Origin of the sequence: uncultured Stenotrophomonas sp., from assembly GCF_963519125.1 — a bacterium.
Taxonomy (GTDB): domain Bacteria; phylum Pseudomonadota; class Gammaproteobacteria; order Xanthomonadales; family Xanthomonadaceae; genus Stenotrophomonas.
Genome location: NZ_CAUQLJ010000001.1, coordinates 188,091 through 210,546, shown reverse-complemented (window position 1 = coordinate 210,546; position 22,456 = coordinate 188,091). Strand labels below are relative to the sequence as shown.

Genomic DNA, 22,456 nt, shown 5'->3' with positions numbered 1-22,456 from the left:
GAAGGCCGTAGTCGGATTACCGTGGGGTGAGGTGGTATGAAACGTCGTGCGGTGGGTTACGGCGATACGATGCTGGCGGTATCGCCCTCCTGTCCGATCAGTGCAGCGTTGGCCCAGTTGCCGCAGACCTGCGTGGGCTGCGCGCCCTGTGCGCCCAGCGTGCGCAGGCTGAGGGTCTGCAGCCCGCGGATGTCGAGTTCGGGTTTGACCACGCCCGGCGCCTTGACCAGGCCACTGTCGTACAGCAGCCGACCATCGCCCCAGACCTGGAACTGCATGCCACCGGCCGTGCGGCAGGCATCGTCGATGCCGAGGTCGGCACGAAGCAGGCGCCACTGACCCTGCAACTGCAGGTCGATGCGGCTGGCCGGGCCGACGCCCAGCCCACGACGGAACAGCAGGCCGTTCATGCGCATCGGCTGACCGCCATGGAAGGCAAGGTCGGCACGCACCTGCGCTGTGCTGGCCGCGGGCAGGGTCAGCTCCGACAGGTAACGCTGTTGGGCCGGACGCTCCGGAACCTGGTGCTCCAGGATCTGGAAGGTGCTGAGCGTGATCGGCCCGACGTCGCGCGGCTGCAGGGCGTCCACCGCGCGGGCGACGTTGCCCTGCGCGGCCGTGACCATCGGGTCGCTGCCGGCGACGCCATCGCCTTCCGGGTTCTGCACGCTGAGCACGCGGAAGCGCAGCAGGCGGCCGGCATGCGCGGGGAAGTCGATCTGCTGCTTGTCCTGCCTTAGCGCCAGGCGGCCACGCTTGATCGGCTCGCCCCACTCGCCGTTGGTGTCGGCAAGATAGATCTCATAGTCGCGAACCTGGCCGCTCTTCCAGTGCTGGTCGTTGCGCGGCGCCAGCACAATGCCGTCGACCAGCCGGCGTTCGCCGAAGCCGATCACCCATTCGTGGGCGCCGGTACGCACGGCCTGGTTGCGCACGGTGCGGAACCAGCTGGCCGGGTCGTCGTCGAAGGCCTTCTCCAGTTCGTAGCCGCGCTCTTCGGCCGGGCGGTTGACCACCAGCAGGCTGTCGGCGGGCAGCGCGCGGCCCAGCACCGGCGCGGCGGGGAAGGCATCGTCGGCGGGCGCAGCGGCCTGCGGAATGTCGAGCTGGAATGCGAGCGGCGTGCGGATGTCCACCGCAGTGGTGCGCACATGCACGGTGCCCTGGCGCTCGGCCGCGTCGTAGTACCAGCCTTCGCTGGCGCTGTGCCATGCGGCGGCGTCGGCCAGCATCGGCAGCGCGCGGCCATCCAGGGTCACCGCCGTCGGACGCTGCCGGCTCAACACGCGCAGCGCATAGCGGCGCTGCGCCAACTGGCCCTGGTACTGCCCACGTACGCCGTCGATGCTGACCTGCACCGGGCCGCTGCCCTGTGCGGGGGCCTGCATGCGCACCTGCTGCTGGCTGGACTCGCCCTTCTCATACCGACGCGTATTGCCATCGTCTTCATACAGCGTGTACTGCGAACTGCCCTGCGGGTACAGGTCGAAAGTCACTTCGTCGAGCGGCTTTTCGCCGTCGAACAGCATCTCCGGGTACATCGGCACGATCGCACCGGCGCGAACGAACAACGGGATCGTTGCCAGCTCCACCGGGCGGTCCAGCGTGCGGCCTTGCGCATCTACCTGCAGCGCGCGACCGTCCCAGTAGTCGATCCAGCGGCCCTGCGGCAAGTGGATGTCGCGGCGCCACCCGCGGCTGGCGGCCTGGCTGCGGTACACCGGCGCCACCAGCAGGTCGCGGCCGAGCAGGAACTGGTACTTGTAGGTTTCGTCCCACGCATTCGGATCCTGCGGGTAGTCCCACATCAACGCGCGCAGGATCGGCGCGCCGGTCGTGGCGGCCTCGTGCGCCAGCCCGTACATGTACGGGGTCATGCGCATCTTGAGCTTGAGGTAGTCGCGGTTGATGCTGCGGTAGGGCTCGTCGTACCACCACGGGTGCTTGCGTGCACTGCCCGACCAACCGGACATGCCCATCAGAACAGGGGTGAACGCCTTCCACTGCAGGTCGCGGGTGAACGTTTCGGCGCTGCCGCCGAAGATCGCATCGACGTCACCACTGGCGTAGGCCATGCCGGACAGGCCGGAGCCGACCAGGGTGGGAATGTGCCATCGGATGTAGTCCCAGCTGCTGCTCTGGTCGCCGGTCCAGGCCACCGCGTAGCGCTGGATGCCGGCCCAGCCCATCACCGTCCACAGGAACGGCCGTGAGTCGGAGTTGTGCAGGATGCCGTTGAAGGCGGACTGGTTGGCGTCCATCGCGAACTGGTAGCCCTTGCCGGTCCAGGCCACGTCCAGCTTCTGCACACGCGTGCCGGCGGTACCCACTTCCCAGGCGATCTTGTCCACGCCGTTTTCGGTCCACAGCCCGGTCTTGAACCCATACCCGGCCAGGCCCTTCACCGTTTCCGGCAGGCCCTTGTAGCCGCAGCCATAGCCGTCGTTGGGCAGGATCCAGCCGCCGGGCATGTCGTGCGCGCGGTACTGCTTTGCCACGCTGTCGACCACGTCCGGGGTGGTGCCGGTGGGGCCGTCGCTCCAGCCCTCGGGGACGCTGCCGGGCTTTTTGACGTTGTCGCCATCGTTGTAGCAGTCGGCGTCGCCGTAGGAGAACGCCCAGCGCGGCAGCAGCGCGGCGCGGCCGGTCAGCGCGGTGTAGCGGTCCAGCAGCGCGGGCAACCCGCCGCCGACGAAGTAGTAGGCATCGAAGCGGTCTTCGCGATGCAGCAGCGTGGCCTGGTCGGCCTGGCGCAGGTCGTAGCTGCCATCGCTCCAAGTGTTGCGCAGCATGCCCCAGCCGCGCGAGCTGAGCAGCATCGGCGCGGGGTTGGGGCGGTCGCCCTCTTCCCAGCCGCCGGAATAGGACACTTCAAGCTCGCGTCCCTTGAAGGCGAACCGGCCGTTCTGCTGGCCACCGCCCACGAACTGCTCGTCCGGCTGGCTGCTGAGCACCTGCACGCTCTGCGCGGTGTCCATATCCAGCGGTTGCAGTTCGCGCCACAGCGGCACGTCCTTGCCACCCTGGCGGCGGTCCAATGCCAGCCGCAGAGGCTTTCGCTGGATGTGCAGCACCAGCGCGTCGGTGCGGATGCGCACCTCGGCGGCATCTTCCTCAAGGGTGAACGGCACTGCGCCGGCGGGCTGCGGCAGCACGATGGGCGCGGCCTTGTCGCCGGCCGGTTGCAGCGTGCCGGTGCGGCTGGCCTGCACGCGGAGCAGATCGTTGCGTAGCAGGTCCACGCGCACGGTCATGCCGTTGTCGGTGGTGAGGTTCCAGGCGGTTGCCCCACTGCCAGGGGCAGCCTGCACTGTAGAGAGATTGCCCAGCGGCGCGGCCAGCGCAGGCAGGGCAGCCAGCGACAGGGACGAAAGCAGTGCGATGGCCAGTACGGTGCGTCGACAACGGGTAACCACTTCGCCCCCAAAGCCCGCGGTTGGCGGGTGTCCGAAACCAGTGCGGCCGACTATGGGGCAGGCTGTCGAAAGATGTCAATAAATTGCAAAGAAAAAAGCTTAGGAATTTGTTTGAAAAGAAAGTTGATGCAAAGCACCACTTGCTTTCTGCCAACTGAATGCGCGGATTCTTCCCTGCTGTAGCGCGTCGCGTCCGATTCTGATTGCGCTTTTCCAAAAATTGCGATTGCAAACTGTGACCAACCAATCTTATTTATATCTTTCGTTATTTGACATTTCGAAAGAAAACGAAGATCGTTTGGTTGCCCAACAGGAATCGCGAATGGACGTCACCCTGCTCCCTGACTTGCCCGCCTGGCAGCGCCTTGGTGGCGCGCACACCGCTGAAGAAATCGCGCAGCAACCGGCCCTGTGGTCGGCGTTGGCTGGGGTGATCGACGGCGCTCGCGAACGGATCGACGCCTTCCTTGGCGACGCCCTGAACGATCCCAACCAGCGGGTAATCTTCACCGGCGCCGGCAGCTCGGGTTTCATTGCCGAGATGGTGGCCGACCAGATCAACGCGCAGTGGCCGGCCGACGTGCGCGCCATCCACACCACCAGCCTGCTGACCCACCCGGCGCTGTACCTGCAGCGCGACCGCCCGACCCTGCTGGTGTCGTTCGGGCGCAGCGGTTCGAGCCCGGAGAGTGTGGCGGTGGTGGAGCTGGTACGTGCGCAGGTGGACCAGGCGCGCTTCCTGGACATCACCTGCAATGCCGAAGGCGCGCTGGCCCAGCGCGGCCAGGGCCGCAGCGACACGCTTTCGTTGTTGATGCCGCCGGCCAGCTGCGACCGCGCCTTCGCCATGACCAGCAGCCTGAGCTGCATGCTGCTGGCCGCGTTGAGCGTGTTCGACCGCGCTCCGTGGGCCGAACGCACCGCGCGCCTGCACAGCCTCGCCGAGTGCGGAGCCCAGGCGCTGCACGCGTGGGACGCGCCGGTCGCCGCACTGGCGCAGGGAGACATCTCGCGGGTGATCTACCTCGGCAGCGGGCCGCTGGAGGCCACCGCGCGCGAAGCCGCGTTGAAGGTACTGGAGCTGACCGCCGGTCGAGTGTTGGCATTGGCCAACACGCCGCTGGGCTTCCGCCACGGTCCCAAATCCACGCTCAACGGCACCACACTGGTGGTGATGCTGCGCAGCGCGCAGCCGCTGGCCCGTCGCTACGAACAGGACCTGCTGGAAGAACTTCGCCGCGACGGCATTGCCGCACGGGTGATCTCGGTCGGCCCAGCCGGTGCGGACAGCGCCGACGGCGACTTCGTACTCGACGCACCGGTCCTGCCCGACGCGTGGCTGGCCCCGCTGTGGCTGGTGATGGCGCAGTGCTTCGCGCTGCAACGTTCGGCCGCGCTCGGCCTGACCCCGGACAACCCCTTCCCCGACGGGACGGTCAACCGCGTGGTCCAGGGCGTGACCATCCACGACCATGGCTGAGTCCGATATGCCCCTGCAGCGCTGGTACGGCATCGACATCGGCGGCACCAAGATCGAACTGGTGGCCTGTGACGCGGACCTGACCGTCCACCATCGCCAGCGCGTGGCCACGCCAACCCACGACTACGCCGCCTTCGTCGAGGCCATCGGCCGGCTGGTGGACGAGGCCGAGGCCGCGCTCGGCACACGCGCCACAGCGGTGGGCGTCGGCCTGCCTGGCGTGCGCGACCGCGACAGCGGTGTACAGCTCAGCGCCAACGTACCGGCGCTCAGTGGCCAGAAGGTTGGCCACGACCTGGAAGCGCGGCTGCAACGCCCGCTCGCGCTGGGCAACGACCTGCAGTGTTTTGCGCTGTCCGAGGCGCACGACGGCGCGGCGGCCGGTTATCCCAGCATGTTCGGCGTGATCCTGGGCACCGGCGCCGGTGGCGGATACTGCCTGCACGGGCAGCTGGTGGCGGGCAACAACGGCATTGCCGGCGAGTGGGGCCACTGGAGCCTGCCCGCCACCCTGCAACTTCGCCACGACCTGCCGTTGCTCGACTGCGGCTGCGGCCTGCGCGGCTGCCTGGAGCGCTACGTGTCCGGCAGTGGCCTGGCCATGATCCACGAGCGCCACGGCGGCCAGGCCCGCGACGCCACCACGGTGGTGGAACTGGCGCACACCGGCGACCCGACCGCGCTGCACGCGCTGGCGATCCATCGCGACCTGCTCGGTTACAGCTTCGCCAGCCTGATCCTGGCGCTCGACCCGCACGTGATCGTGCTGGGCGGCGGACTGTCCAAGCTGGAACAGCTGTACCGCGACCTGCCTGCGGCCATCGCACCGTATCTGTTCAATGGCGTGCGCGTGCCGCCAATCCTGCCGCCGGTGTTCGGCGACGCCGGCGGTGCACGCGGCGCGGCGTTGCTGGCCCGCCAACAGCATCGCGCGCCCTGAAATTCCCTCCCCCTTCATCCTGCTGCATCAGGAGTACTGCCATGTCTGCCGTCCAATCGTTGATCGCTGCCCATCGCCAGGGCCAGCCTGTTGGCCTGTACAGCGTGTGCTGCAGCAACGAACAGGTGCTGCTGGCGGCCATGGACGTGGCGCGCACGTACGACACGGTGCTGCTGGTCGAAGCCACCTCCAACCAGGTGGACCAGTTCGGCGGCTATACCGGCATGACCCCGCCGCAGTACCGCGATTACGTACTGCAGCTGGCGCGCAGCCACGATTTCCCGGTGGAGCGGCTGATTCTGGGCGGCGACCACCTCGGCCCGAATGCCTGGCAGAAGGGGCCTGCCGAGGTGGCGATGGCCAACGCGCGCACGCTGATCGCTGCGTACGTGGCGGCCGGTTTCCACAAGATCCACCTGGACTGCAGCATGTCCTGCGCCGACGACCCGAGCCCGCTGCCGGACGCCATCGTCGCGGCGCGCTCGGCGGAGCTGGCGCGCATCGCCGAACGCACCGCCGCCGAAAACGGCCTGCCGCCACCGGTCTACGTCATCGGCACCGAAGTGCCGGTCCCCGGCGGCGAGGCATCGCTGGACGCCGGGCTGGCGGTGACCACGCCAACGGCCGCCGCGCTGACCCTGGCCATCCATCGCGACGCGTTCGCTGCACCGGACCTGCTGCCGGCCTGGGAACGGGTGATCGCAATGGTGGTTCAACCCGGCGTGGATTTCGACCACAGCAGCGTGCATTACTACGACCCGGCCGCGGCGCAGGCGCTGTCCGCATTCGTGGAGACACAGCAACGCATCGTGTTCGAGGCGCACTCCACCGACTACCAGACCGAAGCGGGCCTCCACGCGCTGGTGCGCGACCATTACGCCATCCTCAAGGTCGGACCGGCCGCAACGTATGCGTTCCGCGAGGCCGTGTTCGCGCTGGCCATGATCGAACGCGAGCTGCTGCCCGCCGCCGAGGGATCGCAGCTGATCGAGGTGCTGGAGCGCTGCATGCTGGACAAGCCCGGCAGCTGGGCCAGCTACTACACCGGCAGCGCGCACGAACAGCGCCTGTTGCGCGCGTACTCGCTGAGCGACCGCAGCCGTTACTACTGGGGTGAGCCGGCGGTGCAGGCGGCGTTGGCCACGCTGGTGGACAACCTGACGCGGGTGCCGCCGCCGCTGATGCTGCTCAGCCAGTTCCTGCCCGAACAGCTGCGCGCGGTGCAGGCCGGCGCGCTGGCCGTCGAGCCATTGGCGCTGATCCGGCACAAGGTGGGCCTGCGCCTGGCCGAGTACGCCCGCGCCTGCGCCCGCAATCAGCATGTGGCCGATAACGAAAGTTTTTATGCCGCAGAGGTTTCGGAACGGTAAGCTTCGGCTTTCCTTCCGAACGGAATCGCCTCCATGCGAAACACACGGCAGCGCCGCCAGCAGATCCTGCAACTGCTGGTCGACCATGGCAACGTGCAGGTCAGCGAACTGGTGGACCGTTTCGGCGTGTCGGCCGTGACCATCCGCGCCGACCTGACCCACATCGAGTCGCAGGGGCTGGCCACGCGTACCCACGGCGGTGCCACGCTGGTGCGCAAGCCGCCGCTGGAACAGGACATCCACCAGAAGGACACGCTGAACCTGCCGCTGAAGGACAGCATCGGTGCGCACGCCGCGCGGCTGGTGCGGGCCGGCGACAACATCATCATCGATTCCGGTTCCACCACCATGACCCTGGCCCGCCACCTGCGCGAACACCAGGACGTGACGGTCATGACCAACGGCCTGAACATCGCCTGGGAGCTGGCCAATGCACCGGGCGTGGAGCTGCTGCTCACCGGCGGGCTGCTGCGCAAGCAGTCACTGTCACTGCAGGGCAGCCAGGCCGAAGCCAGTCTCAACACCTACAGCTTCGACACCCTGTTCCTGGGCGTGGATGGCCTGGACCTGCAGTTCGGGCTCACCACCCACCACGAGGCCGAAGCCCGCCTCAACCACCGCATGGTGGAACGCGCGCGCCGCGTGGTGGTGCTGACCGACGCGTCCAAGTTCGGCCACGTCAGCCTGCACCGCATCGCCCGCCTCGATCAGGTCCATACCATCATCACCGACGCCAGCATCGACCCGGACTACCTGGACGGGCTGCAGAAGCTGGGCATCGAAGTGATCATCGCCGAGTCTCCGCCGTGAACCCTGCCGCCATCCTGCATGGCCGCGTACTGACCCCGTCCGGGTGGGTACGCGGCGACATCCACTTCGACCAGCGCATTGTTGCGATCCGCAGCGACCACGCCGACCCGCGCGGCGACGACGAAGTGCCGTTCATCCTGCCGGGCTTCATCGACCTGCATGTGCATGGCGGTGCCGGGGTGGACATCATGCAGGGCGGCGACACCGCGGTCACCGTGGCGCGCGCGCATGCGCGGCATGGCACCACCGCGCTGCTGGGCACCACCATGACCGCCGAGGCGGACGACATCGCGCGGGCGCTGCAGGGGTTGGCGGGCGCGATCGCCCAGCGCACGCCGGGCACCGCCCGCGTGCTCGGCGTGCATCTGGAAGGCCCCTTCATCAGCGCCGAACGGCTGGGCGCGCAGCCACCGCTGGTGGTGGAAGCCACGCTTGAAGACGTGCGCCGCCTGCACGCCATCGCGCCGATCAAGGTGCTGACCATGGCGCCGGAGATCGGCCAGCACCTGGCCTTGATTCCCGCCTTGGGCGCGCTGGGCATCCGCGTGCAGCTCGGCCACAGCGCAGGCAGCTACGACGATGGCGTAGCAGCACTGGAAGCCGGCGCGGCGGGATTCACCCACCTGTTCAACGGCATGACCGGCGTGGACCACTACCACCCCGGCATCGCTACGGCGGCACTGGCGCATGCGCAGTACGCCGAACTGATTCCCGACCTGCAGCACGTCCATCCCGGCGCGATCCGCACCGCATTGCGGGCGATTCCGCGCCTGTACTGCGTGACCGACGCCACCGCCGCCACCGGCATGCCCGATGGCGAGTACGCGCTGGGCGTGCAGCGGGTGCACAAGTGCCTGGGTTGCGTGCGCCTGGAAAGCGGTTCGCTGGCCGGCAGCGCACTGACCATGGACCAGGCGCTGCGCAACCTGGTTGCGCTGGGACTGGCGCTGGATGACGCCTCCGACCGTGTTTCACGCTTCCCGGCCGACTATCTGGGCCTGGAAGAACGGGGCCGCCTGCAACCGGGCGCCTGGGCCGACCTGGTGGTGCTCGACCACGACCTGCGCGTGCAGCAGGTCGTGGTGGAAGGCGAGACCATCGCGATCGACTGAGTGAGTCCGCGCCGCACACGGCGCGCTTGAAACCTGGACAGGACCGCACCATGAACGACGTTTCCGCCGCCATGCCCGTGCCCGCTGCCGCCAACGCACCGCGTTGGCCGGTGCGCTATCTATTGTTCATCGGCGGCATGGGCGGACTGCTCTACGGCATCGACATCGGCATCATCGCCGGCGCCCTGCCCTACCTGGAGGCCACCGCCACCGCCAGCTGGCAGCTCACCACCCAGCAGCTCGGCTTCGTGGTGGCCGCGGTACTGCTGGGCAGCGTGCTGTCGTCGCTGTTTGCCGGTGCGGTAGCCGACCTGATCGGGCGGCGCGGGGCAATGGTGCTGGCCGGGCTGTTGTTCACCGCCAGCATTCCGGTGATGGCGCTCTCCGAAGGCTACGGCCCGCTGTTGATGGGGCGGCTGTTGCAGGGCATCAGCGGTGGCCTGATCGGCGTCGTGGTGCCGCTGTACCTGGCCGAAGTGCTCAGCCCGGAACGACGTGGACGCGGCGCGGCGATGTTCCAGCTGCTGCTCACCATCGGCCTGGTGCTGGCCGCGGTGATCGGCCTGTATCACGCGCACAGCGTGGACGTGGCCACGGCGGCGGTGGCGCACCTGCCCGGTGAAGAGCAGCAGCGCCTGCTGTTCGCGGTGAAGGACCATGCCTGGCGCACCATCTTCTGGAGCTGCCTGCTGCCGGGGCTGGTGTTCACCGGCGGCGCGCTGCTGATCAGTGAGTCGCCGCGCTGGCTGGTGCGGCGCGGGCGTATCGACAAGGCCCGCCGCGCACTGCAGCGCACCGTGGCGCCGGACGAGGTGGAAGCCACGCTGGCACGCATGCAGGCCCCCGATGCACCGACAAGTGACGGCACGCCCGCCAAACGCGACCCGCTGCTGAGCCGTCGCTACGTGTGGCCGTTCGTGCTGGCCTGCCTGGTGTTGGCCTTCACCCAGGCCACCGGCATCAATTCGGTGCTGGCGTATGCGGTGAACATCCTTCACCAGGCCGGCCTGCCGGGCGCGGTGGCCAACTGGGCCGATGTCTCGATCAAGCTGCTCAATGCGCTGATGACCGTGGTTGCGCTGGTGCTGGTGGACCGCAAGGGCCGCAAGTTCCTGCTGATGCTGGGTACGGGCGGTATCACCGTTGCCCTGTTGTGCGCGGCCCTGCTCTTCGTGCGCAGCGAACATGGCCGGTTGGATGTCCACGCCACGCTGCAGCAGCAGCTGGTGGGCGACTCGCTCGCGCTGCCGATGGACGATGCGCAGTGGCGCCGCCTCGACGGCAAGGCCGACGGGCAGCCGCTGCAGCTCACGGTGTCCTATGCCTACGGCGGCTTCAGCAACGTGCGCTCGCTGCGCAGCGACAACCCGATCGACACCACGTTGCAGATCCGCCGCGAAGACGCCGTCTCAGCTGACAGCGTGATCGGTGCGTTCTTCCGCCGCCTCCACCTCAATCCGTTCCCGGACCCGGCTGCCGCTGCAAGCGCGCCGCTGGTGATCGAGCGCGCGGTGATCGGCCCGGTGCCGTCGCCGACCCATGGCTGGATGGTGGCCGGCTGCATCCTGCTGTTCGTGGCCTTCTTCGCGGTCGGCCCTGGTGTCTGCGTGTGGCTGGCACTGTCCGAGCTGATGCCCACCCGCATCCGTTCCAACGGCATGAGCATCGCACTGCTGATCAACCAGTTCGTGTCCACCGTGATCGCCGCGATCTTCCTGCCCACGGTGGGCCACCACGGCTACGCCAGCATGTTCTTCTTCTGGGCCGGCTGTACCTTGGTGTACTTCCTGGTGGCCGCGTTCCTGCTGCCGGAAACCAAGGGCAAAACGCTGGAAGAGATCGAGGCGCGGTTCCGCTGACGCCGCTGCGGAGGCCTCAGCGCAGCTTCCGCAAGCGGAACGCCACCGCGATCTGCAGGAAGCCGTACAACAGGCTGCCGATGCCGATCCACAAGGTGGTCACCGCCACCCCGCCCAGCGGGTTGGCGAACATCATGCCCCCGAGCACGATCGCCAGCAGGCCGCTGACGATGAGCAGCCACTCACCTTCGATCTGCTTGCGCACCCGGATCGCGTAAACGATGCGATAGACGCCAGCCATGACCAGCCAGATCGACAGCAGCAGCACCAGCACCTTGGCGGTCACCAGCGGATTGATCACTGCCAGCGCACCGAATCCGATGGACGCCAGTGCATAGACCAACGCCCAGCCGCGCGGCGCGCCGCTGTTGCCGCCAAACACCGCGAACAGACTGATCAGGCCCTCTATCAACGCCATGACGCCGATGGCCCAGGCCAGTCCTGCCGCCGCCGACAGCGGCCGCATCACCGCGAGCACGCCGAAACCGATGGCCACCAGCCCATACAGCAGCAGGACCCACCAGCTGCGGCCCACCAGCGACAACAACGAGGTACCGCGCAGATCCGAGGCCTGGCTCATGACGGTGTTCCTGTGAAGGAGGTCAAGCGCGATGCTAGGCCTGCTTGCGCGCCGCGACAAGGCGTCAAGGCGCCCGGGCGCACACCCACAAGGTGGCCTGCTCCATCCCTGACCGCTTCAACGCGCGCATGGCCGGATCCAGGGTGGCGCCGGTGGTCATCACATCGTCGATCAGCGTCAGCCGGGGCGGCGGGGTGGCCTTTACAGCGAAGGCCCCGCGCAGGTTCTGGCGGCGGGCCTCCGCATCCAGCGTCGACTGCGCCACGGTGGCCCGGCTGCGGCACAGCCCCGACCACAGCGGCACGCCCAGTTCACGCGCCAACGGCCGGGCCAGCTCCCGGGCCTGGTCGTAACCGCGCTCGCGCAGCCGCCGCCGGTGCAGCGGCATCGGCATTAACGGGTCCAACGCGAACTCCGGCACCGCCTGCAGCATCAACTGCGACAGCAGCCGCCCGGCGGCCAAGTCCTGGTGAAACTTGAAACGCAGGACCAGCCGGTCGATCGGCGCGGCATAGATGAAAGTTGCCGCCGCGCCGACCTGCCGTGGCGGCTGACGCAAGCATGCCCCGCAGGCGGTGGCAGGCTCGTCTGGCGGCAGAGGCAGCGCGCACAACGGACATGCATGGTCATTCCACGGCAGCGCGGCGTAGCAGGGGAAACACAGATCCAACCCCTCGTGACCGGGATCGGCGCACACCAGGCAGCGCAGAGGAAGCACCTGTCGGCCCAGCCATCCCAGGGCATCGTAAACTTTGCGTAGATCCATATGGTTGACAGCCTCCTCCAACCTCACCAGACTGCCGCCCCTCGCTTCCGCAATCTGTCAGGACACTCCCATGGCTTCTGTCATCCGCCACGACTGGCACCCCGAGGAGCTGCTGGCGCTATTTGAGCTGCCCCTCCCGGAGCTGCTCTTTCGGGCCGCGGGCGTGCACCGGGAGGCGTTCGACCCGGCCGAGGTGCAGGTCTCCACGCTGCTCTCGGTAAAGACCGGGGGCTGCCCGGAGGACTGTGCGTACTGCCCGCAGGCACAGCGCTATGACACCGGGGTGAGCGCGCAGAAGCTGATGGCCACCGACGAGGTGGTCGCCAAGGCCCGACAGGCCAAGGCGGCGGGCGCGTCGCGGTTCTGCATGGGTGCGGCCTGGCGTTCGCCCAAGGACCGCGACATTCCGAAGGTGGCGGCGATGATCCGCGAGGTGAAGGCGCTCGGACTGGAAACCTGCGCCACGCTCGGCATGCTCGACGGCCAGCAGGCCGCTGCGCTGCGCGAGGCCGGGCTGGACTACTACAACCACAACCTGGACACCGCGCCGGACTACTACGACTCGATCATCCATACCCGCCAGTACCAGGACCGGTTGGACACGCTGGAGCACGTGCGCCAGGCCGGGCTGAAGACCTGCTGCGGCGGCATCGTCGGCATGGGCGAAACCCGCGCGCACCGCGCCGGGCTGCTGCTGGCGCTGGCCAACCTGCCGGCCCACCCCGATTCGGTGCCGATCAACCGGCTGGTGCAGGTCGCGGGCACGCCGCTGCACGGCAGCGCCGAGCTGGACCCATTCGAGTTCGTACGCATGATCGCGGTCGCCCGCATCACCATGCCCCAGTCCATGGTGCGGCTCTCGGCCGGGCGCGAGGCGATGAGCGACGAACTGCAGGCGCTGTGCTTCCTGGCCGGGGCCAACTCCATCTTCTACGGTGAGAAACTGCTGACCACCGGCAACCCGGACACCGAGCGCGACCTGGCCCTGTTCAGCCGGTTGGGACTCCGCCCGATGGCGGTACAGGTCGACGCGGCCGGGCACGACCACCCGGGCACCGTGCATGCCGAGATCACCTGTGACGGCGGTTGCGGACAGGCGGCCTGAGCCCCGCCCCGGGCGGTGCAGCGCAACGCCCGGCAACCGGGTACGCTAGCTCCCCTGCCCGCCCATGAGACATGACGACCATGGCCCGTCCTGACCTGCACGACCGTATTCAGTCCCAGCGCAAGCTTCGCGATGCGCAGGGTCGGATCCGCGTGCGCCGCACCGTGACCCGCCGGGATGGCGTGCGTCTGGAACTCAATGGCCAGTGGCTTACTGGCTTCTGCAGCAACGACTACCTGGGCCTGTCCCAGCAGTTCGGCGTGGTCAGTGCCCTGCAGGACGCCGCCGCGCGCGAAGGCGCCGGCGCCACCGCCTCGCACCTGATCTGCGGCCACCATGCGCTGCACGAGGCCCTGGAACAGGAAGTGGCCGACTGGCTGGGCTACCCGCGCGCGCTGCTGTTCGGCAGCGGCTTTGCCGCCAACCTGGCCGTGCAGCAGGCGCTGCTGACCGAAGAAGACGATGTGTGCGTGCAGGACCGGCTCAACCACGCCAGCCTGCTCGATGCCACGCGCCTGGCCGGTTGCCGCCTGCGCCGCTACCCGCACCTGGACACCGAAGGCGCGCTGCGCCAGCTCAAGCACGCGGCCGAAGGCGCGGCGATGCTGGTCACCGACGGCGTCTTCAGCATGGACGGCGATATCGCCCCACTGCGCTCGCTGTCGCTGGTGGCGCGCATGCAGCAGGCATTGCTGTATGTCGACGACGCGCACGGCGTGGGCGTGGTTGGCGAACATGGCCGGGGCTGCGTGGCCGAGGCCGGGCTGGGCGTGGCCGACGTGCCGCTGCAGCTGGTCACGCTCGGCAAGGCGCTGGGTGGCAGTGGTGCGGTGGTGGTCGGCGACGACGCGCTGATCCAGCACCTGGCCGAAACCGCGCGACCCTACATCTACACCACCGCCGTGCCGCCGGCGCAGGCCGCTGCCGCACTGGCGGCGGTGAAGCTTGCCCGCCGCGACGACTGGCGCCGCGAAAAGCTGGCGGAACTGGTCGGCGTGTTCCGTGCCGGCGCGCGCCAGCACGGGCTTGAGCTGATGCCGTCGGACACGCCGATCCAGCCGCTGTTGTGCGGCGCGGAGTCGACCGTGATGGCGCTTTCGGCCGCGCTGGAAGCAGCCGGTTTCCTGGTCAGCGCAATCCGTCCGCCGACCGTGCCCGAGGGCAAGGCACGCCTGCGCGTGACCCTGTCCGCGCTGCACACCGTGCCGGAAGTCCGCGCCTTGACCGATGCGATCGCGCACGCGCGCGACCACGTGCTGCGCCAGCAGTCACTGGATGCACTGAGCGCGTGATGCAGGGGCGGTACCGGTGAGCCTGCATATCGAAGTGACCGGCAGCGGGCCGGCGCTGGTGCTGATCCACGGCTGGGCCCTGCATGGCGGCGTGTTCGCGCCGCTGGTGGAGCGCCTCGCCGCACAGTTCGAGCTGCATCGGGTAGACCTGCCCGGCCATGGCCACAGCCGCGAGGATGGCACGCCGCTGCGCCTGCCCTTCGTGGTCAATGCGATTGCCGCCGCCACCCCGCCGGCCGTGTGGTGCGGCTGGTCGTTGGGCGGTCTGTTCGCACTGCACGCCGCGGCTACCGTGCCCAAGGTGCGCGGTCTGGCGATGATCGCCGCCACACCGCGCTTCGTACGTGGCGAGGACTGGCCGCACGCGGTGGAACCGGCCGTGTTCGAACAGTTCGGGCAGGACCTTGCCACCGATTACCGTGGCACGCTGGAGCGCTTCCTGGCCTTGGATGCGATGGGCTCCGAGCACGCCCGCCAGGAACTGCGCAGCCTGCGTGCCATGCTGGTGGAACGTGGCGAACCGGCACCGCGCGCCCTGCAGGAAGGCCTGCGCCTGCTCGAGAGCACCGACCTGCGCGGGGCGCTGCCCGCATTGCCTGTTCCCAGTCTCTGGCTGGCCGGCCAGCGCGACCGGCTGGTGTCGGCGCGCGGCATGCAGGCCGCTGCAGCGCTGGCACCGCGTTCCAGCGTGCATGTAGTCGCCCATGGCGGCCACGCACCGTTCCTGGGCCACACCGACGACGTGGCCGCGCAGTTGCAGCACTTTGTAGCCGCCCTCCCTCCTTCACGGAACTGACGCATGGACCTTGGAATTGCCGGCCGCTGGGCCCTCGTCTGCGCCGCAAGCAAGGGGCTGGGCCTGGGCTGCGCCCGTGCATTGGCGCGCGAAGGGGTGAACGTGGTGATCGCCGCACGCGGTGAACAGGCACTGGAACAAGCGGGCGTAGAACTGCGGGCGCTGGCCGGCGCCGGCCAGGTGGTCACCGTGGTCGCCGACGTCACCACCGAAGCCGGCCGCGCCGCCGCGCTGGCCGCCTGCCCGCAGGTGGACATCCTGGTCACCAACGCCGGCGGCCCGCCTGCCGGCGACTTCCGCCAGTTCGAACGCGAGGACTGGATCGCCGCGCTGGACGCGAACATGCTGGCCCCGATCGCGCTGATCCGCGCCACCGTGGACGGCATGATCGAGCGCGGCTTCGGTCGCGTGGTCAACATCACCTCGTCGTCGGTGAAGGCACCGATCGACATCCTGGCGCTGTCCAACGGCGCGCGCTCGGGCCTGACCGGCTTCGTGGCCGGGCTGGCCCGCCGCACCGTGGCCAACAATGTCACCCTCAACAACCTGTTGCCGGGCCAGTTCGACACCGACCGCCTGCGCGGCAACTTTGCCTACATGGCCCAGCAGCAGGGCGTCGATGCCGGGCAGATCGCCGAGCGCAAGCGCACCCATATTCCCGCCGGCCGGTTCGGCAAGGCCGACGAATTCGGCGCGGCCTGCGCGTTCCTGTGCAGTGCGCAGGCCGGCTACATCACCGGGCAGAACCTGCTGATCGACGGCGGCGCCTATCCCGGCACGTTCTGACGCGTACTTTCTTTCCCGTTTTCCGCAGTAGTTTTCCGCAGTGAGCCTTGCATGACCACCGACTTCGATCCCCAGCATGTCCGCCGCGCGTTCTCGCGTGCCGCCAGCAGTTACGACGCCGCCGCCGCCCTGCAGCGCGAGGTGGAAAAGCGCCTGCTCGAGTCGCTGGATTACCTGGAAGCGCGGCAGCCGGACGTGGTACTGGATGTTGGCAGCGGCACCGGGCATGCGAGCGCAGCGATGAAGAAGCGCTGGCCGAAGGCGCAGGTGATCGCGCTGGACATGGCCTTGCCGATGCTGCACGAGTCGAAAAAGCAGGCCGGCTGGTGGAAGCCGTTCGCACGCGTGTGCGGCGACGCACGCACATTGCCGCTGCTGGACCAGAGCGTGGATGTGATCTACAGCAATCTGTGCCTGCAGTGGGTGGATGACCTGCCTGCAGTGTTCGCGGGATTCCGTCGCGCACTCAAGCCGGGCGGGCTGCTGGTGTGTTCCACGTTCGGGCCGGAAACGCTGATCGAGCTGCGCGACGCCTTCGCCAGTGCCGACGATACGCCGCATGTGAGCCGCTTCCCGCCGATCGCGCAGTTTGGTGATGCACTGATGATGTCCGGTTTCCGCGACCCGGTGCTGGACCGCGACCTGTTCACGCTGACCTACAAGGATATGGACGCGTTGATGCGCGAGCTGCGCGCGATCGGTGCCACCAACGCGCGCCAGGACCGCCGCCATACCCTGACCGGACGGGGTCGCTTCGCCGCAGCACGTGCGGCGTACGAACCGCTGCGTCGCGAAGACGGCACTTTGCCAAGCAGCTGGGAAGTCATCTACGCACACGCCTGGGCACCGGAAGCCGGCGCACCGATCCGCGAGCACGGACACGACGTGGCCACGGTACCGTTGTCGGCGATTCCGATCCGGCGCCGGACGACCTGATCAGGCGCCGGTCGAGATCATGTCGCGGTGGAAGAAATAGATTTCCTGCGCAAGGAACTTCCAGCTGGTATGAAAACTGCGGAACCGCGTGCTCGGCGTTGACGAGGCCAGCGCATCGATCCTCAGTTCATGCGCGAGGCGCAGCGCGCGCGCCATGTGCAGCGGGTCGCTCACGATGATCACCCGGTGCAGTTTGCGCTTCTCCATCAGCCGCTGCGCTTCCACCAGATTCTGCCGGGTGGTGCGCGAGGCGGTTTCGATCAGGATCGCGTTTTCCGGCACGCCCTGCTTGAGCGCGTAGCGACGCGCCACCTGCGATTCGGAAAAGCGCGCTCCGGTGCCGCCATAGCCGCCGGTGAAGATCAGCAGCGGCGCATAGCCCTGGTGGTACAGGTCCAGGCCATGCCGGATGCGCTCTTCGAACACCGGCGAGGGCTTGGCGTCGTACGCGGCAGCGCCCAGGACGATGATCGCGTCGGCCTTGGCGGCCTGGTCGCGCTCACCGACCCAGACGATCCACGCGGTCACGCACAACAACCACGCCGCCAGCAGCAGGCACAACCGCCACAGCCAGCCGGCCAGCCCGATCCGGTGGCGCCGGGTCATGCCAGCGCCCATGGCAGCGCGTCCAGGTCCACATTGCCGCCAGACAGCACAACGCCGACCCGCTGACCGGCGAAGCGCGCCGGCTCGGACAGGATCGCGGCCAGGGCAATGGCCGAAGAAGGTTCCACCACCTGCTTGAGCACCTGCCAGAGCAGGCGCATGGCCGCCACGGTGGCCGCGTCATCCACCACGATCACCTCGGCCGCGCCATGCAGCAGCGCGAAGTTGGGCGCACCCAGGGTGCCGCGCAAGCCGTCGCAGATAGTGTCGGGAGTGAAGTCCAGGCGCAGCGCGCCCGCGGCCAGCGAGCGTGCGGTATCGGCCGCGCCGGCCGGTTCGGCCAGCACCAGTCGGGCGTTGGGCGCCGCTGCCTGCAGTGCCAGCCGGGTGCCCGCCGCCAAGCCGCCACCGCCGACCGGCACCACCAGGGTGTCGAAGGGCCCGTGGCTGCCGATCAGTTCCAGTGCCGCGGTGCCCTGCCCGGCAATCACCCGCGCGTTGGTATAGGGGTGCACCAGCGTGGCGCCGGTGTCGGCCTCAACCTGGGCACACATCGCCTCGCGCGCCGCGATGCTGGGCGCGCAGCGCCACAGGGTGGCGCCGTGGCGTTCGATATTGGCCAGCTTGGCCGCCACCGCGCCGTCGGGCACCACTACGTGGCAGGCGATGCCGCGGGTGCGCGCGGCCAGTGCCAGCGCGGCACCGTGGTTGCCGGAGGAATGGGTGACCACCCCGCGTTCGGCGACCGCCCCGGGCAGGGCCCATACCGCGTTGCAGGCGCCACGGAACTTGAAGGCACCGCCGCGCTGCAGGTGTTCGGCCTTGAACGCCAACTGCGCGCCGCTCAGCGCGTCGAGCGCGCGCGATTGCAGCACCGGGGTCACGCTGGCGTGCGGTGCGATCCGCGCGGCGGCGGCCAACAGGTCATCGGCGCAGGGCAAGGATGAATCGGTCATGACACAAGATTAACGGATGAAACGGCAACGGTTCATCCACACTGGCCAGAGTTAAGGGCCGATTCAATGCCCCGGCCCGAAGCTGGACACCTACCCTTGGGGGGACCCGAATCATGAAGATGCGCCTGATGTTCGCCGGCGGCCTGTTACTGGCCCTGTCCGGTTGCGCGACCTACGACTACGTGGGCGGCGGTGGTGGTGGTGGTGGTGGCAGTGGCTACTACCACGGCGCGCCGTCGGTGGAGTACCGCTACCCGGCCGGCTATCCGTACGGCTATGGCAGTGGCTACTACGGTGGTGGCGGCTACTACGGCTATGGCGGCTACGGTGGTTACTCCAATTACCCGATCTACCGCCCGTACCCGAACTACCGCCCGCCGCACCATCATCGCCCGCCGCCGCGTCCCGGCAACGGCAATGGTGGCCAGGTACGTCCACCGGACCGCCCGCGCCCGCCGAACAACGGCGGCTCGCCGTGGCGGAACATGGACTCCGTGGGTCGTCCGCAGCGTCCAGACCGTCCGCCGCAGCAGGTCCAGCAGCAGCGTCCGGTCAGCGTGCCGCAGTCCCGGCCGACCCCGCCGCCGCAGCGGAGCAACGGTTCGCCGTGGCGGAACATGAATAAGTTGAACCAGCGCACACAAGAGAACTGAAGATCGCTTGCTTTTCACCTGCCTGCCGGTCCAATCTAAGCGGGCAGTGACGGCCTCGGTCGAAAAGTGACAAAAGCGACGAGGGGCGTCACATTGAGCTCTACGTCGATATCCGACAGGAACATCTGGATCCCCCCTGTTCCGGCCCTGTCGGATGTCGGCACCTACAAAGCAGAAGGCCCCGCCAATGGCGGGGCCTTTTGTTTACTGGCTTGGTGTGAGGCAAAAAAACAGGGCCGACAGTCCCCCGACTGCCGGCCCCTCTGCTTCCCCGGGATGCGCATGGATCAGCCCCTGTTCCAATTCCGATCCGTAGCGCCTGACGGCGCCTGCCATCCTGGGTGCTATTGGGTTATCTGCAGATAACGTGCCAACTTGAGGGCCAGTTGCATTTTTTTTTGCATGCCCCCATTCAGGGAAACGCCCCGAACGGCGCTAAAATTGTCTCCCGCGCCCTGCCCCAGGGCTGATACGGGCCGTTCCGCCCCCGCTCCGAGCACCCCCATGACCGATTCTTTCTACGGCTACGACGTCATCGTGATCGGCGGCGGCCATGCCGGCACCGAAGCCGCGCTGGCGGCTGCCCGCAGTGGCGTACGCACCCTGCTGCTGACCCACAACGTGGAAACCATCGGCGCGATGAGCTGCAACCCGGCCATCGGCGGGATCGGCAAGGGCCATCTGGTCAAGGAGATCGACGCGCTCGGCGGCGCCATGGCGCATGCCGCAGACCGTGCTGGCATCCAGTGGCGCACGCTCAACGCCTCCAAGGGCCCTGCCGTGCGCGCCACCCGTTGCCAGGCCGACCGCAACCTGTACCGCATGGCCATCCGCGGCATGGTCGAGGCGCAGCCGAACCTGACCGTGTTCCAGGCCGCGGTGGACGACCTGGTGATTGAAGGCGATGCCGTGCGCGGGGTCATCACCCAGACCGGGCTGCAGTTCAACGCACCGGCGGTGGTGCTGACCGCCGGCACCTTCCTGGCCGGCAAGATCCATGTCGGCCAGACCCAGTATGCGGCCGGCCGCATGGGTGACCCGCCGGCCACCACCCTGGCCGCGCGCCTGCGCGAGCGCCCGTTCGCGATCGACCGGCTCAAGACCGGCACACCGCCGCGCATCGATGGTCGCTCGCTGGATTACAGCGTGATGGAAGAACAGCCGGGCGACGATCCGCGCCCGGTGATGTCGTTCCTGGGCAGCGTGGACGAGCACCCGCAGCAGGTGAGCTGCTGGATCACCCACACCAGCGAGCACACCCACGAGATCATCCGCAGCGCGCTGCACCGCTCGCCGCTGTACAGCGGGCAGATCGAAGGCATCGGCCCGCGCTACTGCCCGTCGATCGAAGACAAGGTGGTGCGCTTCGCCGAGAAGGCGAGCCATCAGATCTTCGTAGAGCCCGAAGGGCTGGACGTGGTCGAGATCTACCCCAACGGCATTTCCACCTCGCTGCCGTTCGACGTGCAGCTGGCGCTGGTGCGCAGCATCCGCGGGTTCGAGAACGCACACATCACCCGCCCGGGCTACGCCATCGAGTACGACTTCTTCGACCCGCGCGGACTGAACAACACGCTGGAAACCAAGGCGGTGTCGGGGCTGTTCTTCGCCGGGCAGATCAACGGCACCACCGGCTATGAGGAAGCCGCCGCACAGGGGCTGCTGGCCGGGCTGAATGCTGCACGCCATGTGCGCGACGAGGCGGGCTGGTGCCCGCGGCGCGACGAAGCCTACCTGGGCGTGCTGGTCGATGACCTGATCACCCACGGCACCACCGAGCCGTACCGCATGTTCACCAGCCGCGCCGAGTACCGGCTGCAGCTGCGCGAGGACAACGCCGACGTGCGCCTGACCGGGATCGGTCGCGAGCTGGGCGTGGTCGGCGAGCGCCGCTGGGCCGCGTTCCAGGCCAAGCAGGAGGCGGTGGCGAACGAGTCCGCGCGCCTGCGTGCGCTGTGGGCAACGCCGGCCAACGCGCTGGGTCGTGAAGTGGAAGCGACACTGGGCGTGGCGGTGAGCCGCGAATCCAATGTGCTGGACCTGATCAAGCGCCCGGAGCTGGACTACGCCAAGCTGATGCAGGTGCCCTCGCTGGGACCGGGCGTGGACGATGCGAAGGTGGCCGAGCAGGTGGAGATCGGCGTGAAGTACGCCGGTTACCTGGACCGCCAGCGCGGCGAGATCGAGCGCCAGCAGCGCCATGAGAACACCGCCATCGACCCGGGGTTCGATTACGCCGGCGTGCGCGGGTTGTCGGCCGAAGTGCAGCAGAAGCTCGAGCGGGTACGCCCGCAGACCATCGGGCAGGCACAGCGGATTCCGGGCATGACCCCGGCCGCGATTTCGCTGCTGCTGGTGCATCTGGAACGTGCGCGGCGTAGCCGCGTTGCCTGATTGATTGCTTCAGCCACGCAGGGCGTGGCTCTACCCGGATTTTCCTGCATGTCTTCTCTTCGTCCTTTTCTTGACACCTTCCCTGTCGTTGGCGAGCGCGCCTACATCGATCCGGCGTGCACCATCATCGGTGACGTGGTGCTGGGCGACGACGTCTCGGTGTGGCCTGGCACGGTGATCCGCGGCGACGTCAACCATGTGCGGATCGGCGCGCGCAGCAACATCCAGGACGGCACCATCATCCATGTCAGCCACCACAGCCCGTACAACAAGGGCGGCTACCCGACCCTGATCGGCGAAGGCGTCACCGTCGGGCATGGCACCATCATCCATGCCTGCACCATCGGCGAGTACAGCCTGATCGGCATGGGCGCCTGCATCCTGGACGGGGCCACGGTCAGCCGACACAGCTTTGTCGGGGCGGGTGCGGTGATCGGGCCAGGCAAGGTGGTCGGCGAAGGCGAGCTGTGGGTGGGTAACCCAGCGCGGCCCGTGCGTACCCTCAGCGCCCAGGAGATCGAGTCGCTGCACTATTCGGCCGACCACTACGTGCGCTTGAAGGACAAGTATTTGGGAATGTGAGCGCCGCGCGGTACAGT

At 68.3% G+C, this 22,456-nt stretch carries 19 protein-coding genes; 14 read left to right on the top strand and 5 right to left on the bottom strand.

The features are described from left to right. Positions 1-56: 56 nt before the first annotated feature. Positions 57-3,416 carry a TIM-barrel domain-containing protein gene (locus RYM47_RS00855; RefSeq protein ID WP_315385431.1) on the bottom strand — a complete coding sequence of 1,120 codons (3,360 nt, stop codon included), beginning with the start codon at positions 3,414-3,416 and terminating at the stop codon, positions 57-59. Positions 3,417-3,738: 322 nt separating this feature from the next. Between RYM47_RS00855 and RYM47_RS00850 the strand changes: the two genes are divergently transcribed. The 6 genes from RYM47_RS00850 to RYM47_RS00825 are packed head-to-tail and all read left to right on the top strand — an operon-like array spanning position 3,739 to position 10,987. After that, positions 3,739-4,896 (top strand): SIS domain-containing protein, encoded by a 1,158-nt coding sequence (locus tag RYM47_RS00850; RefSeq protein ID WP_315385430.1) that lies wholly within the window; start codon positions 3,739-3,741, stop codon positions 4,894-4,896. Continuing rightward, positions 4,889-5,836, top strand: a complete 948-nt coding sequence (locus tag RYM47_RS00845; protein WP_315385429.1) for an ROK family protein — start codon at positions 4,889-4,891, stop codon at positions 5,834-5,836. The genes RYM47_RS00850 and RYM47_RS00845 overlap by 8 nt, the downstream gene beginning before the upstream one ends. Positions 5,837-5,877: 41 nt before the next feature. Next, positions 5,878-7,206 (top strand): D-tagatose-bisphosphate aldolase, class II, non-catalytic subunit, encoded by a 1,329-nt coding sequence (locus RYM47_RS00840; protein ID WP_315385428.1) that lies wholly within the window; start codon positions 5,878-5,880, stop codon positions 7,204-7,206. A 33-nt stretch (positions 7,207-7,239) separates the two neighbouring features. After that, positions 7,240-8,016 carry a DeoR family transcriptional regulator gene (locus RYM47_RS00835; protein ID WP_315385427.1) on the top strand — a complete coding sequence of 259 codons (777 nt, stop codon included), beginning with the start codon at positions 7,240-7,242 and terminating at the stop codon, positions 8,014-8,016. Then, the gene (locus RYM47_RS00830) at positions 8,013-9,128 is read left to right on the top strand and encodes an N-acetylglucosamine-6-phosphate deacetylase (protein WP_315385426.1); all 1,116 of its coding nucleotides are present in this window, start codon (positions 8,013-8,015) and stop codon (positions 9,126-9,128) included. The genes RYM47_RS00835 and RYM47_RS00830 overlap by 4 nt, the downstream gene beginning before the upstream one ends. A gap of 50 nt (positions 9,129-9,178) precedes the next feature. Further along, positions 9,179-10,987, top strand: a complete 1,809-nt coding sequence (locus RYM47_RS00825; RefSeq protein ID WP_315385425.1) for an MFS transporter — start codon at positions 9,179-9,181, stop codon at positions 10,985-10,987. Positions 10,988-11,003: 16 nt separating this feature from the next. On the opposite strand, the gene RYM47_RS00820 is transcribed toward RYM47_RS00825, so the two are convergent. Both RYM47_RS00820 and RYM47_RS00815 read right to left on the bottom strand, forming a co-directional pair. After that, on the bottom strand, positions 11,004-11,567 hold the full coding sequence (locus tag RYM47_RS00820; RefSeq protein ID WP_315385424.1) for a DUF308 domain-containing protein: 564 nt from the start codon (positions 11,565-11,567) through the stop codon (positions 11,004-11,006). A gap of 64 nt (positions 11,568-11,631) precedes the next feature. Continuing rightward, positions 11,632-12,333 carry a ComF family protein gene (locus RYM47_RS00815; RefSeq protein ID WP_315385422.1) on the bottom strand — a complete coding sequence of 234 codons (702 nt, stop codon included), beginning with the start codon at positions 12,331-12,333 and terminating at the stop codon, positions 11,632-11,634. A 70-nt stretch (positions 12,334-12,403) separates the two neighbouring features. On the opposite strand from RYM47_RS00815, the gene bioB reads away from it, so the two are divergent. From bioB to bioC, 5 genes are all read left to right on the top strand, one after another. Beyond that, on the top strand, positions 12,404-13,438 hold the full coding sequence (bioB, locus tag RYM47_RS00810) for a biotin synthase BioB (protein ID WP_315385420.1): 1,035 nt from the start codon (positions 12,404-12,406) through the stop codon (positions 13,436-13,438). Between the two features lie 80 nt (positions 13,439-13,518). Continuing rightward, positions 13,519-14,730, top strand: coding sequence for an 8-amino-7-oxononanoate synthase (gene bioF, locus RYM47_RS00805; protein ID WP_315385419.1), 1,212 nt, complete (start codon positions 13,519-13,521; stop codon positions 14,728-14,730). A 22-nt stretch (positions 14,731-14,752) separates the two neighbouring features. Beyond that, positions 14,753-15,526, top strand: coding sequence for a pimeloyl-ACP methyl ester esterase BioH (gene bioH, locus RYM47_RS00800; protein WP_315385592.1), 774 nt, complete (start codon positions 14,753-14,755; stop codon positions 15,524-15,526). Positions 15,527-15,529: 3 nt separating this feature from the next. Next, positions 15,530-16,312, top strand: coding sequence for an SDR family oxidoreductase (locus RYM47_RS00795; protein WP_315385417.1), 783 nt, complete (start codon positions 15,530-15,532; stop codon positions 16,310-16,312). A 51-nt stretch (positions 16,313-16,363) separates the two neighbouring features. Next, complete coding sequence (gene bioC, locus RYM47_RS00790; protein ID WP_315385416.1) at positions 16,364-17,248, top strand: malonyl-ACP O-methyltransferase BioC; 885 nt, start codon at positions 16,364-16,366, stop codon at positions 17,246-17,248. On the opposite strand, the gene RYM47_RS00785 is transcribed toward bioC, so the two are convergent. Next, positions 17,249-17,866, bottom strand: coding sequence for a YdcF family protein (locus tag RYM47_RS00785; protein WP_315385415.1), 618 nt, complete (start codon positions 17,864-17,866; stop codon positions 17,249-17,251). Further along, a complete protein-coding gene (locus tag RYM47_RS00780; RefSeq protein ID WP_315385414.1) occupies positions 17,851-18,810 on the bottom strand; it encodes a pyridoxal-phosphate dependent enzyme in 960 nt (319 codons plus the stop codon). The genes RYM47_RS00785 and RYM47_RS00780 overlap by 16 nt, the downstream gene beginning before the upstream one ends. 113 nt (positions 18,811-18,923) lie before the next feature. Here RYM47_RS00780 and RYM47_RS00775 point away from each other — a divergent pair, with 113 nt between their 5' ends. From RYM47_RS00775 to RYM47_RS00765, 3 genes are all read left to right on the top strand, one after another. Then, positions 18,924-19,463, top strand: coding sequence for a hypothetical protein (locus RYM47_RS00775; RefSeq protein WP_315385413.1), 540 nt, complete (start codon positions 18,924-18,926; stop codon positions 19,461-19,463). Between the two features lie 504 nt (positions 19,464-19,967). Continuing rightward, positions 19,968-21,857 (top strand): tRNA uridine-5-carboxymethylaminomethyl(34) synthesis enzyme MnmG, encoded by a 1,890-nt coding sequence (mnmG, locus tag RYM47_RS00770; protein ID WP_315385411.1) that lies wholly within the window; start codon positions 19,968-19,970, stop codon positions 21,855-21,857. 48 nt (positions 21,858-21,905) lie between these two features. Next, positions 21,906-22,439, top strand: a complete 534-nt coding sequence (locus RYM47_RS00765) for a gamma carbonic anhydrase family protein (RefSeq protein WP_315385410.1) — start codon at positions 21,906-21,908, stop codon at positions 22,437-22,439. Positions 22,440-22,456 lie beyond the last annotated feature (17 nt).